15 protein-coding genes are annotated in these 17,038 nt (G+C 57.5%); 13 read left to right on the top strand and 2 right to left on the bottom strand.

Translation table 11 applies throughout. The features are described 5' to 3' along the window. The first annotated feature begins 56 nt into the window (after positions 1 to 56). The 7 genes from ACQG19_RS19035 (at position 57) to ACQG19_RS19005 (ending at position 8,933) form a co-directional block, all read left to right on the top strand. On the top strand, positions 57 to 662 hold the full coding sequence (locus tag ACQG19_RS19035; RefSeq protein WP_014832999.1) for an ankyrin repeat domain-containing protein: 606 nt from the start codon (positions 57 to 59) through the stop codon (positions 660 to 662). Between the two features lie 106 nt (positions 663 to 768). Beyond that, positions 769 to 2,310, top strand: coding sequence for an acyl-CoA synthetase FdrA (gene fdrA / locus ACQG19_RS19030; RefSeq protein WP_222168954.1), 1,542 nt, complete (start codon positions 769 to 771; stop codon positions 2,308 to 2,310). Then, positions 2,310 to 3,725, top strand: a complete 1,416-nt coding sequence (locus ACQG19_RS19025) for a DUF1116 domain-containing protein (protein WP_029883713.1) — start codon at positions 2,310 to 2,312, stop codon at positions 3,723 to 3,725. The genes fdrA and ACQG19_RS19025 overlap by 1 nt, the downstream gene beginning before the upstream one ends. 11 nt (positions 3,726 to 3,736) lie before the next feature. Further along, positions 3,737 to 5,317, top strand: coding sequence for a xanthine permease (locus ACQG19_RS19020; protein ID WP_246932978.1), 1,581 nt, complete (start codon positions 3,737 to 3,739; stop codon positions 5,315 to 5,317). Then, positions 5,314 to 6,270, top strand: a complete 957-nt coding sequence (locus ACQG19_RS19015) for a carbamate kinase family protein (protein WP_013098404.1) — start codon at positions 5,314 to 5,316, stop codon at positions 6,268 to 6,270. Before ACQG19_RS19020 ends, ACQG19_RS19015 begins: the two co-directional genes overlap by 4 nt. Position 6,271: 1 nt before the next feature. Further along, positions 6,272 to 7,651 carry an amidohydrolase family protein gene (locus ACQG19_RS19010; RefSeq protein ID WP_114519419.1) on the top strand — a complete coding sequence of 460 codons (1,380 nt, stop codon included), beginning with the start codon at positions 6,272 to 6,274 and terminating at the stop codon, positions 7,649 to 7,651. Between the two features lie 106 nt (positions 7,652 to 7,757). After that, positions 7,758 to 8,933, top strand: a complete 1,176-nt coding sequence (locus tag ACQG19_RS19005) for an IS4 family transposase (protein WP_038418736.1) — start codon at positions 7,758 to 7,760, stop codon at positions 8,931 to 8,933. Between the two features lie 101 nt (positions 8,934 to 9,034). Here ACQG19_RS19005 and ACQG19_RS19000 read toward each other — a convergent pair whose 3' ends face one another. Then, positions 9,035 to 9,955, bottom strand: coding sequence for a LysR substrate-binding domain-containing protein (locus tag ACQG19_RS19000; protein ID WP_013098402.1), 921 nt, complete (start codon positions 9,953 to 9,955; stop codon positions 9,035 to 9,037). A gap of 215 nt (positions 9,956 to 10,170) precedes the next feature. Between ACQG19_RS19000 and ACQG19_RS18995 the strand changes: the two genes are divergently transcribed. Genes ACQG19_RS18995 through ACQG19_RS18980 form a run of 4 tightly spaced genes read left to right on the top strand, consistent with a single transcriptional unit; the run spans position 10,171 to position 14,143 of the window. After that, on the top strand, positions 10,171 to 11,502 hold the full coding sequence (locus ACQG19_RS18995; protein WP_038980953.1) for an MFS transporter: 1,332 nt from the start codon (positions 10,171 to 10,173) through the stop codon (positions 11,500 to 11,502). 35 nt (positions 11,503 to 11,537) lie between these two features. Continuing rightward, the gene (locus tag ACQG19_RS18990; RefSeq protein WP_023620857.1) at positions 11,538 to 12,287 is read left to right on the top strand and encodes an SDR family NAD(P)-dependent oxidoreductase; all 750 of its coding nucleotides are present in this window, start codon (positions 11,538 to 11,540) and stop codon (positions 12,285 to 12,287) included. 12 nt (positions 12,288 to 12,299) lie between these two features. After that, positions 12,300 to 13,145, top strand: a complete 846-nt coding sequence (locus ACQG19_RS18985) for a transketolase (protein WP_013098399.1) — start codon at positions 12,300 to 12,302, stop codon at positions 13,143 to 13,145. Further along, entirely contained in the window at positions 13,145 to 14,143 is a 999-nt protein-coding gene (locus ACQG19_RS18980; RefSeq protein ID WP_201749379.1) for a transketolase family protein, read from the top strand. The genes ACQG19_RS18985 and ACQG19_RS18980 overlap by 1 nt, the downstream gene beginning before the upstream one ends. 37 nt (positions 14,144 to 14,180) lie before the next feature. Here ACQG19_RS18980 and ACQG19_RS18975 read toward each other — a convergent pair whose 3' ends face one another. Next, entirely contained in the window at positions 14,181 to 14,783 is a 603-nt protein-coding gene (locus ACQG19_RS18975) for a short chain dehydrogenase (protein WP_222169184.1), read from the bottom strand. A 97-nt stretch (positions 14,784 to 14,880) separates the two neighbouring features. Here ACQG19_RS18975 and ACQG19_RS18970 point away from each other — a divergent pair, with 97 nt between their 5' ends. Then, complete coding sequence (locus tag ACQG19_RS18970) at positions 14,881 to 15,768, top strand: LysR family transcriptional regulator (RefSeq protein ID WP_020690740.1); 888 nt, start codon at positions 14,881 to 14,883, stop codon at positions 15,766 to 15,768. A gap of 19 nt (positions 15,769 to 15,787) precedes the next feature. Further along, entirely contained in the window at positions 15,788 to 16,969 is a 1,182-nt protein-coding gene (locus ACQG19_RS18965; RefSeq protein WP_038420464.1) for a PLP-dependent aminotransferase family protein, read from the top strand. The last annotated feature ends 69 nt before the right edge of the window (positions 16,970 to 17,038 follow it).

Here is a 17,038-nt window from a genome sequence, read left to right as displayed (position 1 = left end):
TCTGAAAGGGCTGTTGCTATTCTCAGGTCATCAGCAACACACCATCGGGAGTCTGTATGTCTGCGAACGAACTTGTGACGGAATTTTTACTGGCGGCAGAGCAGGGTAATGTCGACGCGCTAAAAGCCTGCCTGGAGAAAGGTGTCGATATTAACGCCACCAACCGTCAGAAAAGAACCGCCATTGTTATTGCCAGCCTGAAAAAACATTACCCCTGTGTCGCATTATTAATTGACGCCGGTGCGGATATAGATAAACAGGACCAGACCTGTTTTAACCCCTTCCTGATCAGCTGCCTGACCAATGATTTAACCCTGCTGCGGCTTGTTCTGCCCGCCAACCCGGATCTGGACCGTCTGACGCGCTTCGGCGGAGTGGGGATTACGCCCGCCAGTGAGAAAGGACATGTGGAAATTGTCCGCGAGTTGCTGGAAAAGACCGATATCAACGTTAATCACACCAACTTCGTCGGCTGGACGCCGCTGCTGGAAGCCATTGTCCTGAATGACGGCGGCCCGAAACAGCAGGCGATCGTGAAGCTGCTGCTGGACCACGGTGCGAATCCGCACATGACCGATAAATACGGTAAAACCCCGCTCGAACTGGCGCGGGAAAAAGGCTACCACGCGATAGCTGACCTGCTGCTGGCGGCGGGCGCGTAATTTATTCGGCCAGCCTGTTTCCGGCTGGCCCCCATTTCAAACGTATTTTTCCGACGTGCATTTTGCACGACGGCGGCCCCCTTTTATCCGCATTCAGGAGAAAATAATGCCCACAAAAATCGTGATTAAAAAGAACACGTATTTTGACTCCGTCTCATTAATGTCCGTTTCCACCAAAGCCAATAAATTGTCAGGCGTTGAACAGGCGTTTGTGGCGATGGCGACGGAAATGAACAAAGGCGTATTAAAAAATCTCGGGCTGTTAACGCCGGAATTAGAGGATGCGAAAAACGGCGATCTGATGATCGTCATTAAAGGCGACGCGGCCAATGATGAAACCCTGGCGGCGATTGAAGCGTTATTCACCCGAAAAGAGAGCGTGGGCACCCATGAAGCACGCTACGCGACTCTGGCCAGCGCGAAAGCCCACCGTCCCGACAGTAACCTGGCGGTGATTTCAGTAAACGGCATGTTTGCGGCACGCGAAGCGCGCAAGGCGCTTGAAAACGATCTCAACGTGATGCTCTTTTCCGATAACGTATCCCTCGACGATGAGCTGGCGCTCAAGCAACTGGCGCATCAGAAAGGGCTGCTGATGATGGGGCCAGACTGCGGCACCGCTATTATCAACGGCGCAGGACTGTGCTTCGCCAACGCCGTACGCCGCGGGTCGATAGGCATTGTCGGGGCGTCCGGCACCGGTAGCCAGGAGCTGAGCGTGCGCATTCATGAATTTGGCGGCGGGGTATCGCAGCTGATTGGCACCGGCGGGCGCGATCTCAGTGAAAAAATCGGCGGTCTGATGATGCTCGACGCCATCGACATGCTGGAGGCCGACGATGCCACCCAGGTCATCGCGCTGATCTCCAAACCGCCAGCGCCAGCGGTGGCAGAAAAGGTGCTGGCGCGTGCCCGGGCCTGTCGCAAACCCGTCATCGCCTGTTTCCTTGGTCGCAACGAACCGCCCGCAGATGAAGACGGTCTGCAGTTCGCCCGTGGCACCAAAGAGGCGGCCCTGAAGGCCGTGCTGCTCACCGGTATCAACAAAGCGTCCCTTAACCTGCATCCGCTCAACTGGCCCCTGATTGAAGAGGTGCGCGCCCGTCTCACTCCGCAGCAGAAATACATTCGCGGTCTGTTCTGTGGCGGCACCCTGTGTGATGAAGCGATGTTCGCCGCGCTTGAGAAGTACGACGACGTCTACAGCAACATTCAGCCCGATCCGGCGAAACGCCTGCGCGACATTAACGTCAGCCAGGCTCACACCTTCCTCGATTTTGGGGATGACGATTTCACCAACGGCAAACCGCACCCGATGATCGACCCGACCAACCGCATCAGCCGCCTGCTGCAGGAGGCGCGCGATCCGGAAGTGGGCGTGATTGTGATGGACTTCGTGCTGGGCTTTGGCGCGCATGAGGATCCGGTCGGCGTGATGCTCGATGCCATTAAAGAGGCGCAGGCGATTGCGAAAGCCGATAACCGTCCGCTGGAGATCCTCGGCTACGTGTTGGGCACCGACCAGGATCCCCAGTCGCTGGCGCAGCAGTGTCAGCTTTTGACCGATGCCGGCGTGATCTGGGCCAGCAGCAGTACTAACACCGGATTACTGGCACGCGAATTTGTCTGCAAAGGGGAGAACGCCTGATGACCACCTTATTCAACCAACCGCTGAACGTCATTAACGTCGGTATTGCGCTGTTCAGTGACGATCTTAAAAAACAGCACGTCCCCGTCACCCAGCTCGACTGGGCACCGCCGGGGCAGGGCAATATGCAGATCGTCGAAGCGCTCGACCAACTGGCCGCGGAGCCGCTGGCAGAGAAGATCGCTGCCGCCAACAAGATTGCGCTGGAGCGCATCATTCAGTCCCACCCGGTGCTGGTGGGGTACGACCAGGCGATTAACGTTGTGCCGGGGATGACCCGTACCACCATTCTGCATGCCGGTCCTCCGGTGAGCTGGGAAAATATGTGTGGCGCGATGAAAGGCGCTGTCACCGGCGCGCTGGTGTTTGAAGGGCTAGCGAACGATCTGGAGGAGGCGGCAAGGCTGGCGGCTTCAGGCGACATCACCTTCTCGCCGTGCCACGAGCACGACTGCGTGGGCTCGATGGCGGGCGTCACCTCCGCGTCGATGTTTATGCATATCGTTGAGAACAAAACCTACGGCAACCGCGCCTACACCAACCTCAGCGAGCAGATGGCGAAGATCCTGCGCATGGGCGCCAACGACCAGAGCGTCATTGACCGTCTGAACTGGATGCGCGATGTGCTTGGCCCGATGCTGCGCGACGCCATGAAGATTATCGGCGAAATCGATCTGCGCCTGATGTTGGCTCAGGCGCTGCACATGGGTGACGAATGCCACAACCGCAACAACGCAGGCACCACACTGCTGATCCAGGCGCTGACGCCGGGGCTGATCCAGGCGGGCTATCCGGTGGCGCAGCAGCGCGAGGTATTTGAGTTTGTCGCCAGCAGCGATTACTTCTCCGGCCCGACGTGGATGGCGATGTGTAAGGCCGCGCTGGACGCCGCCCACGGCATTGAGCACAGCACCGTGGTCACCACCATGGCGCGTAACGGCTACGAGTTTGGTCTGCGCGTCTCTGGCCTGCCAGGGCAGTGGTTCACCGGCCCGGCGCAGCAGGTGATTGGCCCGATGTTCGCGGGTTACAAGCCGGAAGACTCCGGGCTGGATATCGGCGACAGCGCCATCACGGAAACCTACGGTATCGGTGGCTTTGCGATGGCGACGGCCCCGGCGATTGTCGCGCTGGTGGGCGGTACGGTGGAAGAAGCCATCGATTTCTCCCGCCAGATGCGCGAAATCACCCTCGGTGAAAACCCGAACGTCACCATTCCGCTGCTGTCGTTTATGGGCATTCCAACCGCTATCGACATCACCCGAGTCGCAGGCAGCGGCATTCTGCCGGTCATTAACACCGCCATTGCCCACAAAGACGCCGGTATTGGCATGATTGGCGCGGGCATTGTGCACCCGCCGTTTAGCTGTTTTGAAAAGGCGCTGTTGACCTTCCGCGATCGCTACTTTTTATAAGGCAAGCATCCATGAAAAACATGAAACTGGAGTGGAAAAGAGGTGACTGGGCGGCATATTTCGGGTTGATGACCAACAACCTGACCAATTTGCTGACCATGATGGGGTTGCTCATTTTTGTCGTCGGCATCCCGAAGGAGATTGTTTATGGACGCATCGCACCGGCCTTCGGGCTGGCGGTGCTGGTGGCGAGCGTCTGCTACGCGTGGTTTGGCCTGCAGATGGCGCGCGCCACCGGACGAACGGACGTCACCGCGCTGCCGTCAGGCCCGAGCGCGCCGTCGATTTTTACCGTCACCTTTCTGGTCCTGATGCCGGTCTACCAGCAAACCGGTGACGCTGATTTTGCCATTCAGATCGGTCTGGTGTGGTGCTTTGTCGAGGCGATGATTCTGGCGGGCGGCTCTTTCCTGGGGGAGACCATCCGCAAGATGATCCCGCGTACCGTGCTGCTCTCGTGTCTGTCGGGCCTGGGCCTGCTGTTGCTGGCGATGAACCCGATGCTGCAGGCGTTTGAAGCGCCCACCGTGTCGTTCATTTTGCTGCTGCTGATCTTCATTAACTGGTTCGGCAAAAAACCGATCTTCGCCAGGATCCCGACCGGTCTGCTGTTGTTGATTGCTGGCACGGTGTTAGCGTGGATCTCCGGCCTGCAAAGCCCGGAGGCAATCAAAGCCTCGATGTCCTCTTTCGGCTTTAACCCGCCCGAAGTCCATGTAGAAGGTTTCCTGCAGGGCTTGCCGCACGCGCTGCCGTACCTGGCGTCTGCCGTGCCGCTGGGGCTGGCGAACTACATCTTCGACCTGGAAAACATTGAAAGCGCCCACGCGGCGGGAGACGAGTACCCGACCCGCAAGGTAATGCTGGCGAACGGCCTGGCCTCCATGCTCGGCTGCCTGATGGGCAATCCGTTCCCGGTGACGGTCTATGTGGGTCATGCGGGCTGGAAAGCGATGGGCGCCAGCATCGGCTACACGCTGGCCTCCGGCGTGACGATGTTTATCGTGCCGCTGTTCGGGCTGGGGGCGTTTATGCTCGCCATCATTCCGATGACCGCCATCGTGCCGATCCTGGTGTTTATCGGCGTTGTCACCGCCAACCAGGTGGTGAGGGAAACGCCCAAAGTGGAGGTGCCCGTGATTTTCATCTGCCTGTTCCCGTGGATCGCCAACTGGGCGTTGACCATGATGAACAGCGTGATGGGCGCGGCGGGCACCAGCGCGGCGAAAATCGGCACCGACGTGCTGCACAGTAAAGGGATCTACTACGAGGGGCTGGTGCATCTGGGCAGCGGCGCACCGCTCGCCAGCATGCTGTGGGGCTGCATCGCCATCTTCGCCATTATCAACAAACCGCTGCGCGGCGCCGTTGCTGCCGCCGGTGGCGCACTGCTGGCGCTGTTTGGCGTGATCCACGCCCCGGTGGTGGGCTTTGCCGAAGGCAGTTCGCTGATGTTTGTGACGGCGTATCTGATGATGGGCGGCATGTTTGTGGTGAAGCATGTGCTGGATATCTCTATTAATCCCCCTCTCCCTGTGGGAGAGGGCCGGGGTGAGGGCACCAGAACGCACCTTCTAAAGGAAACAAAATGAAAGAGCTTATGGTCGTCGCCATCGGCGGCAACAGCATTATCAAAGATAACGCCAGCCAGTCGGTTGAACATCAGGCGCAGGCGGTAAAGGCGGTGGCAGAGTCGGTGCTGGAGATGCTGGCATCCGACTACGACATTGTGCTCACGCACGGCAACGGCCCCCAGGTCGGGCTGGATCTGCGCCGCGCCGAAATCGCCCACGAACGGGAGGGACTGCCGCTCACGCCGCTGGCCAACTGCGTGGCGGATACGCAGGGCGGTATCGGCTACCTGATCCAGCAGGCGCTTAATAACCGCCTGTCTGCGCGCGGTGAGCAAAAAGCGGTCACCGTTGTCACTCAGGTGGAGGTGGATAAAAACGATCCGGGCTTTAGCCACCCGACCAAGCCCATCGGCGCATTCTTCAGCGAAGCGCAGCGCGATGAACTGCAGCAGGCGCATCCGGACTGGCACTTTGTTGAGGATTCTGGCCGGGGCTATCGTCGCGTGGTGGCGTCGCCGCAGCCGTTACGCATTGTTGAAGCCGATGCCATCAAGACCCTGACGCAAAAAGGCTTTGTGGTAATTGGCGCGGGCGGCGGCGGTATTCCGGTGGTGCGCACTGAGCAGGGCGATTACCAGAGCGTTGACGCGGTGATTGATAAAGATCTCTCCACCGCGCTGCTGGCGCGCGAGATCCGCGCCGACGTGCTGGTGATCACCACCGGGGTCGAAAAAGTGTGCATCCACTTTGGCAAGCCGAACCAGCAGGCGCTGGACACGGTGAGCGTGGCGCAGATGACGCGTTACAAAGACGAGGGCCATTTCCCGGCGGGCAGCATGCTGCCCAAAATCGTCGCCTCGCTGGAATTTTTACGCCATGGCGGCAAGCGCGTGATCATCACCTCGCCAGACTGCCTGCCCGCCGCGCTACGCGGGGAAACCGGTACCCATATTGTTAATGAAGGAAGATAAGATGAGTGAAAATAAAAGCCGCCGTGAATTCATCAGCCAGAGCGGCAAAATGGTCACCGCCTGCGCGCTGTTTGGCGCGACCGGCTCCGTCGCGTATGCTGCCGATTCCGCAAAACCAACCTGCGAGACGGGCAAACCGATGAACATCACCGCTAAACACTACTACCTGGACAACGTGCTGCTGGAGGCCGGATTTAACGTCGACGGCGGCGTGGCGACGAGCACCCGCACCGAGCTGAAAACGCTGGAGATCAAAGACGGGAAAATTGTCGCCCTGCGCGATAACAAAAGTCACGCGGACGCCACCCTGCCGCACTATGACGCAGGCGGCAAGCTGATGCTCCCGGCGATGCGCGATATGCACATTCACCTGGATAAAACCTTCTACGGCGGCCCGTGGCGTTCGCTCAACCGCCCGGCGGGTACAACCATTCAGGATATGATCCGCCTTGAGCAGAAGCTGCTCCCCGAACTCCAGCCTTATACCCAGGAGCGCGCCGAAAAGCTGATCGATTTGATCCAGTCGAAAGGCTCCACCCTCGCCCGCAGCCACTGCAATATTGAGCCGGTCTCGGGCATGAAGAATCTCGAGAACCTGCAGGCGGTGCTGGCGCGTCGCAAGCCCGGATTTGAGTGCGAGATCGTGGCGTTTCCACAGCATGGCCTGTTGCTGTCGAATTCCGAAAAACTGATGCGCGAGGCGATGCAGGCCGGGGCGCACTACGTGGGCGGGCTGGACCCAACCAACGTTGACGGGGCGATGGAGAAATCTCTCGACACCATGTTCCAGATTGCGCTGGATTACGACAAAGGGGTAGATATTCACCTGCACGAAACCAGCCCGGCGGGCGTGGCAGCGGTGAACTACATGGTCGAAACCGTGGAGAAAACCCCGCAACTGAAGGGCAAACTGACCATCAGCCACGCCTTTGCGCTGGCCACGCTCAACGAGCAGCAGGTGGACGAAATTGCCACCCGCATGGCGGCGCAGCAGGTGACTATCGCCTCCACCGTGCCGATTGGCACCCTGCACATGCCGCTGAAGCAGCTGCGCGATAAAGGCGTGTTTGTCATGACGGGCACCGACAGCGTGATCGACCACTGGTCGCCGTACGGCCTGGGGGACATGCTGGAAAAAGCGAATCTCTACGCCCAGCTCTATATCCGCCCTAATGAGCAGACGCTGTCCCGCGCTTTAGGTATTGCGACCGGTGACGTGCTGCCGCTGAACGACAAAGGTGAACGCGTCTGGCCGAAAGCGCAGGACGACGCCAGCTTTGTGCTGGTGGACGCCTCCTGTTCCGCCGAGGCGGTGGCGCGCATTTCACCGCGCACCGCGACCTTCCATAAGGGGAACCTTGTCTGGGGCACGGTGGGTTGATGTGCATTTCTCCCTCTCCCGGTGGGCTGAGGGTTCCCCAGAAAAATGAAAAGCACGATGAAGTGTGATCTACTGGTTGCGCTAACAAATCAGAAGAGACCTCATCGTGCCTTTACAGACAGTCTGCCAGAAATTTTTCTCCGCGTCTTTACCGGATGTTCACAGCTTCCGGATTAATGTCCTTGTTTCCATGGCCGTTGCCCTCACGCACGGTGCGGATCTGACCCTGACCAGCCTTGGTCGCACTCTTCCCGGCAGAGCGCACGTCAAAAATAAAATTAAACGTGTTGACCGTGCCCTGGGTAATACCGCCCTTCACCGGGATATTCCCCGTATTCAGCACCTGCTCACACATACCATCACCTCCCTGATGCCCTTCTGTGTGATTGCTGTCGACTGGACAGGCTGGCATGACAGGAACTGGTATCTTCTGCGGGCAAGCCTGGTCTGTAATGGTCGCTCACTGCCGCTTATGAGTGAGGTTGTCCCCGCAGAGCTGGCGCAGAACAGCGATGTACAGTGCCGCTTCCTTGACCGCCTGCATGATGCCATCCCGAAAGATAAAGCCGTCACCATCATTACGGATGCAGGCTTCCGGACAGACTGGTTCCGGCATGTCAGCCAGCTGGGCTGGAGCTTCACCGGCAGGGTCAGGGGCTGCATCAGCTTCCGGCTGGACGGAGATAAAAAATGGATGAAAATCAGTGAGCTTGAGGCTACCGGACAACCGGTCTGCGTGGGTTACGGTGTCCTGTCCCGTAAACCACGAACGCCCTGTTACGGCCGGTTCTATCTGCATAAGCGCCCTGACGCAGGGCGTCAGGGAAAAGGGGGGATGCCGAAAACACAGCGGGAACACCGCAGTAGCGCGCGGGAGCCCTGGCTGCTGTTCAGTAATGCAGAGGGACTGGAGCCGCACCAGATAATGGCCCTGTACAGCCGCAGAATGCAGATAGAACAAAACTTCCGGGACGACAAAAGTCCACGCTTCGGGTTCGGTCTGAGGCTGAGCCGGAGTCAGGGAAAAGGGCGACTGGAAGTGCTGAATATGGTCGCGGCAATGGCAAGCCTGGTGATGTGGCTGGCAGGTTACAGGGCAGAAAGGCAGTGTTTACACTGGCACTATCAGGCAAGCAGCATCAGGCACAGACGGGTGCTGTCATACCTGAGTCTGGCAGAAGAAGTCATCCGGCATGAGCCCGGGAAAGTGAGACGGCTGAATATAGTTAACGAGATGAAAAAGCTGGGAAAAGAGTACAGTAATATGGTCATGGTGGCATGACCATATTACTGGGGATCCCTCAGCCCGGTGGGAGAGGGTTGGGGTGAGGGCAACAGGCCGCAGATTTTGTAGGTCGGGTAAGGCGAAGCCGCCACCCGACGTTACAGATGATAACCCGACAGCCGCAGCTCCCGGTCAATCCACTCAACGAACTGCTGGATCTTCCACGCGCGTTCATGCATATGCGGCATTACCAGATGATGCGCGTTAATGGCGATCCCCATCTCATCCGGCAGTACCTGCACCAGTGAGCCATCTTTCAGGTGGTCTGTCGCCATCATTTTGCTCTCAAGGATAAATCCCAGCCCCATGCGCGCCGCTTCAAAGCTCATATAGGAGCGGTCAAAGCTGAGGCTGAAGTTGAGCCAGGGCCTGTCGATATTGTGCCAGGCGAACCATTTTTCCCAGTTCACCAGAGTGCTGGTGGACGAGATGAGTGACTGTTGCAGCAGATCGGTGGGTGTGCTGATGGGGTGTTTTTGCGCATATTCCGGCGAGGCCAGCACCACCAGCGTGTCGTTTTTTATGGTCATCACCCGGTAAGCATCCCAGTCCGGGATACCGTGGCGGATATCAATATCAATATTATCTCTGGCGAATTGCAGATTCTCATAGGAGCAGGTGAGATTGATGGTGATATCGGGATATTCGGCGCGAAACTTACCCAGGCGGCGCAACAGCCATGACAACCCGAAGGTGGGCGAGGAGTGCACCCGAAGCACGGCGTTATCTTTCTCTTTGACGATCTGATCGGTGGCGCGTCCGATAGCGCTCATCGCCGCCGAGACCTCCCGCAGATATTTTTCACCCGTTGGGGTGAGCTGAACCCCTTTGCCGCTGCGGATGAATAATTTCTTGCCCATCCACGACTCCAGCGACGCGATCTGATGGCTGACCGCGGAGGGGGTGACGTTGAGCTGTTCGGCCGCCTGATGGATGCTCAATGCGTTAGCGACGGCGATGAATGCCTGCAAATTTCTGAGCGAGGGCAGTGATAACGTCTGGCGATCCTGCGCGGACATAGCCTACTCCTGTCATGTTTATTGATAAAAAACATAACATTGAGACGACATGCGGGCAATTTTATCCCGATGTTATTTTTTTGAGCTGTATCGCGAATCAAATTTATCTCAGCAATAAATGAGGTTTATTGAATGGTGTTTCATTCATGAGCCGATATATTGACCTTGAACGTAAAAATAAAACGACTCACGTTGTTCGAATAATGAGGTAAGTTATGTCTCGTATAGAACATGCTGTCCCCTACATAAACACTAAAAAAACCAATTACCGTTTCGTTGTGCTGGCATTAATTTTTATTGTGTATGCCATTAACTATGCTGACCGAACAAATATTGGTGCAGTACTGCCCTTTATCATTGATGAGTTTCATATTAATAATTTCGAAGCCGGTGCCATCGCCAGTATGTTCTTTTTGGGATACGCATTGAGCCAAATTCCAGCGGGCTTTTTTATCGCCAAAAAGGGGATTCGCGGCATGGTGGCGCTGTCGATATTCGGCTTCTCGGCGTTTACCTGGCTGATGGGCACGGCGACCTCAGTTCTGGGTCTGAAGTTTATTCGTCTGGGGCTGGGGTTAACGGAGGGTCCGTGCCCCGTCGGGCTGGCCTCCACCATCAATAACTGGTTTCCACCCAGGGAGAAGGCGACGGCCACGGGGGTCTACATCGCGGCCACCATGTTCGCGCCGATCCTCGTGCCGCCGCTGGCGGTGTGGATCGCCATGACCTGGGGCTGGCGTTGGGTCTTCTTCTCCTTCGCGATCCCCGGTCTGGTCATTGCCGTTCTGTGGTATCTGCTGGTGCGCACCAGACCATCAGAGAGCGCATTCGTCTCTAAAGCCGAACTGGAGACCATTACTGTGGGTCAGGAGACGCCGGACGCCAGACGGGAAAACATCGTGATTTCACCGGGCTTTGCGCGCCTTGACCGCCTGATTCGCGTGCGGGACTTAGCCCCGGTGAGCACGGTAAAAGGGCTGTTTACCTCGAAGAATATCCTCGGCGACTGTCTGGCCTATTTCATGATGGTCAGCGTGCTGTATGGCCTGTTGACGTGGATCCCGCTCTATCTGGTGAAAGAGAAAGGCTTTACGTTTATGAGCATGGGGCTGGTCGCCAGTATGCCGTGCATCGGCGGATTTATCGGGGCGATTTTTGGCGGTTACGTATCCGACAAACTGCTCGGCCGTCGGCGTAAACCGACCATGATGTTTACCGCCATCAGCACCGTGTTAATGATGGTCATCATGCTGAATATTCCGCAAAGCACCGTTGCGGTTTGCGTGGGGCTGTTTTTTGTCGGCCTCTGTCTGAATATCGGCTGGCCTGCTTTTACGGCTTACGGTATGGCCGTTGCGGACAGTAAAACCTATCCGATAGCTGCGTCAATTATCAATAGCGGCGGAAATCTCGGCGGATTTGTTTCCCCGATGCTGGCAGGTTTTCTGCTGGATAAAACAGGAAGTTTTAATTCTGTCTTTATTTATTTCGGTGTTTGTGCAGCGATTGGCCTGTTTGTGATTATGTTGCTGGATGAACCGAAATAAAAAATAAATTCCTTTTACCATAGTGGAGTAAATATATGCTACTGAAAGATAAAGTCGCCGTTATTACCGGCGCGGCTTCTGTACGCGGTTTGGGTTTTGCCACGGCTAAATTATATGCCGGGCAGGGTGCGAAGGTGGTGATTATCGATTTAGATGCTGAGGCCAGTCGGGCAGCGGCGGCGAATCTGGGTGAAGAGCATCTGGGCCTTGCGGCGAACGTCAGCAATGAATTACAGGTTAACGCCGCCATTGAGCAGGTGCTGGGAAAATACGGGCGCATCGATATTCTGGTGAATAACGCCGGAATTACTCAGCCGATTAAGCTGATGGATATTAAACGCGAGAATTACGACGCGGTGCTGGACGTCAGCCTGCGCGGCACGCTGCTGATGTCCCAGGCGGTGATCCCCACCATGCGCGCGCAGAAGTCAGGCAGCATTGTCTGCATTTCATCGGTATCAGCACAGCGCGGCGGCGGTATTTTTGGCGGCCCCCACTACAGCGCAGCTAAAGCAGGTGTGCTGGGCCTGGCGAAAGCGATGGCCCGCGAGCTGGGTCCGGATAACGTACGCGTAAACTGCATTACACCCGGCCTTATCCAGACGGACATCACCGCAGGCAAGCTGAGCGATGAGATGAAAACCGCCATCCTGGCGGGCATTCCGCTTAACCGCCTCGGCGACGCGCAGGATATTGCCCGCGCCGCGCTGTTCCTTGGCAGCGACCTTTCGTCTTACTCCACCGGTATCACGCTCGACGTGAACGGCGGCATGCTGATCCATTAAGGAGACTCGACGATGACGGATACCACAGTTCAACAGGTTGCCGCGGCGGCATGGCGTATTCGCCGCTATGCGCTGCGCATGGGCGAAGTGCAGGGGCAGGGCTACATCGGGCAGGCGCTGGGCTATGCCGACGTACTGGCCACCGCGTTTACCCACGGTATGAACCTCAAGCCGGACGAGCCGGAGTGGGAAGGTCGTGACCGTTTTCTGCTTTCCCACGGTCATTACGCCATTGCCTGTTATGCCGCCCTGATTGAAGCCGGGATCATTCCTGAAGAGGAGCTGGAGACCTACGGCTCGGACGACAGCCGCCTGCCAATGTCCGGTATGGCAACTTACACGCCGGGCATGGAGATCTCCGGTGGTTCGCTGGGGCAGGGGTTAAGTATTGGGGTCGGCATGGCGCTGGGGCTGAAGCACAAGCAGAGCGCGGCATGGGTCGTTAACTCCATGTCGGACGGTGAGCTTGACGAAGGATCAACCTGGGAAGCGGCTATGTCTGCAGCGCACCATGGCCTGTCGAACCTGATCGTGCTGGTGGACATTAACCGCCAGCAGGCAGACGGCAATTCGCACAAGATCCTTGGCTTTGAGCCGCTGGAGGATAAATGGACCTCGTTCGGCTGGTATGTGCAGCGCGTAAATGGCAACGATGTCCCTGCGCTGGTGGCGGCGTTTGATAACGCCAGACGCTATCCGGAAAACCAGCCACGCGTCATTTTGTGCGACACGCTGATGGGCAAAGGTGTGCCTTTCCTCGAACAACGTGACAAGAACCATTTTATTCGCGTGGATGCTGACGAGTGGCAAAAGGCACTCGCCGTGCTGGATGCCAACAAACCTGAAGGAGTGCTGTAATGAGCCAGATAACGGAGAAAAAACCGCGTTTAACCACGTCGGCCATGATTGCCTCTATTGCGGAAGACGGCCAGGAGACGCGCTCTGCACCGTTCGGCCATGCGCTGGTGAAGCTCGCGGAACAGCGCCCGGAAGTTGTCGGTATGACGGCGGATTTGTCGAAATATACCGATCTGCATATCTTTGCCCAGGCGTATCCGGAACGTTTCTTCCAGATGGGGATGGCGGAGCAACTCTTGATGGGCGCGGCCGGGGGAATGGCAAAAGAGGGGTTTATTCCCTTCGCCACGACATATGCGGTCTTTGCCACCCGTCGTGCCTACGATTTTATTCATCAGGTTATCGCCGAAGAGCATCTCAATGTGAAGATATGCGCTGCACTACCGGGGTTAACCACGGGCTACGGTCCGAGCCACCAGGCGACGGAAGATATTGCGATTATGCGAGGTATTCCGGGGATGACCATCATCGATCCCTGCGACGCGATAGACACCGAACAGGCTGTACCGGCGATCGCGGCGCACAATGGGCCGGTGTATATGCGACTGCTGCGCGGCAAGGTGCCGGTGGTGCTGGACCAGTACAATTACCAGTTTACGCTGGGCAAAGCCGCGCTGCTGGAAGAGGGGAGCGACGTTCTGATCATCGCCTCAGGGCTAATGACCATGCGCGCGCTGGAGGCAGCAAAGCAACTGCGTAAGGATAACGTCAGCGTGGCGGTACTGCACTCGCCCACCATTAAACCGCTGGATGAGGAGACCATTCTGGCGCAGGCCGCGAAACCGGGACGGCTGGTTATTGTGGCGGAAAACCACAGCAGCGTTGGCGGGCTGTGTGAGGCCGTCGCGTCGCTGTTAATGCGCAACCGCGTGAACGTGGATTTCGATACCGTCGCATTGCCGGACGCGTTCCTTGATGCGGGGGCGCTGCCAACCCTGCACGACCGCTACGGGATCTCAACCACCGCTATGGTGGAGAAAATCCGAAGCAGGCTCTGATCGTGACGGGGCGAGCGTTCCTCGCCCCTTTCCTGCTTCAGTAACCCACCTTATACACCCGCCCGGTCTGCACCCCTTCCACGCTACGGCGATAGGCTTGCGCCACGGCGGCGGCCGGCACGCTTTCAAAGCCCGGGAAGAAGCCGTCGTACGTTTCGACCGATTCGGTGAGGACCGTCGGGCTTATCAGGTTGATGCGGATCCCGCGCGGCAGCTCGCAGGCGGCAGCGCGAACAAACCCTTCCAGCGCGGCATTCACCGTGGTGGCATTGACGCCCTGCGCGATGGGCTCGTGCGCCACAATCCCGCTAATCAGGGTAATGGAGCCGCCATCGTTCAGGTAGTGCTGGCCGGTCAGCGCCAGGCGCACCTGTCCGAGCAGTTTATCCTGTAACCCCTGATTGAAATCGCTGTCTTTCATGGTGGTGAGGGGGCCAAAGTACAACCCGCCGCTGGCGGAGACAATCGCATCCACACGACCGACCTTCTCAAACAGCGCCTGCACGCTCGCCTGTGACGTAATATCCACCTGCTCATCGCCCTGCGTGCGGCCCACGCGGATCACTTCGTGGCGGCGACTGAGCGCCTCCGTTACTGCGCGACCGACCGTACCGCTGGCACCAATAATGATGATTTTCATAGCCGACTCCTCATGTTGTGAGCCTGCATTCTTTAATAAATTAAAAGTCGGATAAACTGGGCTAAAGTTAGAAGATTGCTAACCAGAGGTTTGTAATATGGATAAGCTTCGCGGCATGGAAACCTTTATCGCCGTAGTGGAAAGCGGCAGTTTTACCGGGGCGGCCTCCCGGCTGGATATGTCGTCGGTGATGGTGGGGAAGTACATTGCGCTGCTGGAATCCGAGCTTGGCACCCGTCTGCTGGAGCGCAATACGCGACGTCAAAGCCTGACCGACGCCGGGCGGGTCTATTATGACGAGGCGAAGCGGGTGCTGGAGCAGGTGGCCATTGCCGAAAGCGCAGTGGAACGTCTGCGCGCCGCACCGGCGGGCACCCTGCGCGTGACGGCACCTACGTCGTTTGGCGGCTGCGTTATCGCGCCGCTGACCGCCACCTTTTTGCAGCGCTACCCGGCAGTGCGTATCGAACTGGATCTCACTAACCGGATGGTGGATCTGGTGGAAGAGGGGGTCGATCTGGCCATTCGCATTGGTGATATTCGCAATGACGATCTGGTGGCGAAATACCTGTGCCCTTACAACATGGTGATCTGCGCGTCGCCGGATTATCTGGCGCGCCACGGTACGCCGCAAACGCCTGCCGATCTGGTGGACCATCTCTGCCTTTCCCACACGGTATGGACCGCGCGTAACGAATGGCGGTTGCCGGGTGTGGAGGGCGAGGTGCGCTGGAAGCGCGATGCCATTTTACGATGCAACGACGGCTACGGCTTACGCATGGCGGCGCGCGCCGGGGCGGGGCTGCTTCTGCAGCCGGAGGTGCTGGTGGCGGAAGAGCTGGCAAGCGGCAGGCTGGTTCGGGTTCTGGAGCCGTTTACACCCGCGCCGAGGCCGGTGCATTTACTGTGGCGTCAGGATTTACGTCCCCTCCCGAAGCTAACGGAATTTATTGCTCATATTCTGCTAAGATTGGGCACAATATAAAAAAGAAGGTAATCAAAGAATGTCTGCAAACAAACTCGCCAGCAGCGCGCAGGGCCTGCAATCTTCCGCCATCCGTGAATTATTAAAACATAGCAAAATGGCAGGCGTCATTTCGCTGGGTGGGGGTATTCCTAACCCGGCTTTGTTCGATCACGAAGGCCTGAAAATCGCCGCTGATGCCGTACTGTCGCAGCATTTTGGTGAAGCCTTCCAGTATGGTCTGACCGAGGGTGTGCCGGGACTGCGGGAAGAGATTCAGCGCATCTGCGAAGGGCGCGGGATCCGCTGCAAAGCGGATGATGTGGTCGTGACCTCCGGTTCACAACAATCCCTCGACGTGCTGGCGCGCGCGTTAATTAATCCGGGCGATACCGTCGTCGTCGAACGCCCAACCTATCTTGCCGCGCTGCAGGTCTTTGGTCTGGCGCAGGCGAATTTCGAATCCGTTGGCACCGATGGCGACGGCATGAAAGTGGATGAACTCGAAGCCCTGGTGGCAAATAAACCCATCAAAGCGGTTTATATTGTGCCGACATTTGGTAACCCGGGTGGCGTTACGCTGTCTGAGGCGCGCCGTAAACAGCTGGTGGAACTCTCGAAGCGCTATGACTTCGTGATTATCGAAGACGATCCGTACAGTGAAATTAATTACACCGACGAAGTTTTCCGCCCGTTAATTGCCCATGCCAAAGATATCGGCAACGAAGAGAACGTGGTGTATACCTCAACCTTCTCTAAAATTCTCGCGCCGGGCACCCGTGTGGGCTGGGTGCTGGTACCGGAGTGGCTGAAGCGTGCGGTGGTGAACCTGAAGCAAACCACCGATCTGCACACCAGTACGCTGTCGCAGCTGATGACTTACGAATACCTGAAAACCGGGCGTCTGGCCGGACAGATCAAAATGATCCGCGAAGCCTATCGTCAGAAGTATCAGACGTTCGCCAACGAACTGGAAGCCGAGCTGGGCGATGTGATGTCGTTCCACAAGCCGAAGGGCGGCATGTTCCTGTGGGCGAATATGAAAAATGGTAGTAATACCACGCGCTGGCTGGAAAAGACGTTAAGTAACGGCGTAGTATTTGTGCCGGGCGAATTTTTCTACTGCAATGAGCCAGACCATTCGACGCTGCGTATGTCGTTTGTCACGCCAACGGATGAAGAGCTGAAAGAGGCGGTTCGTCGCCTGAAAAAATCGCTGTAAAAGACCTGCGCATAATGGCGCTCCTGCCGTTATGCGCAATACGCGTTCAGGGCGGCAGGAGCCGCGATC

The sequence above is a fragment of the Enterobacter cloacae complex sp. 277I4 genome, assembly GCF_050031465.1.
Lineage (GTDB): Bacteria > Pseudomonadota > Gammaproteobacteria > Enterobacterales > Enterobacteriaceae > Enterobacter > Enterobacter cloacae.
Note: the sequence above shows the minus strand (reverse complement) of the source record. Positions and strands in the feature narration are given on the sequence as shown.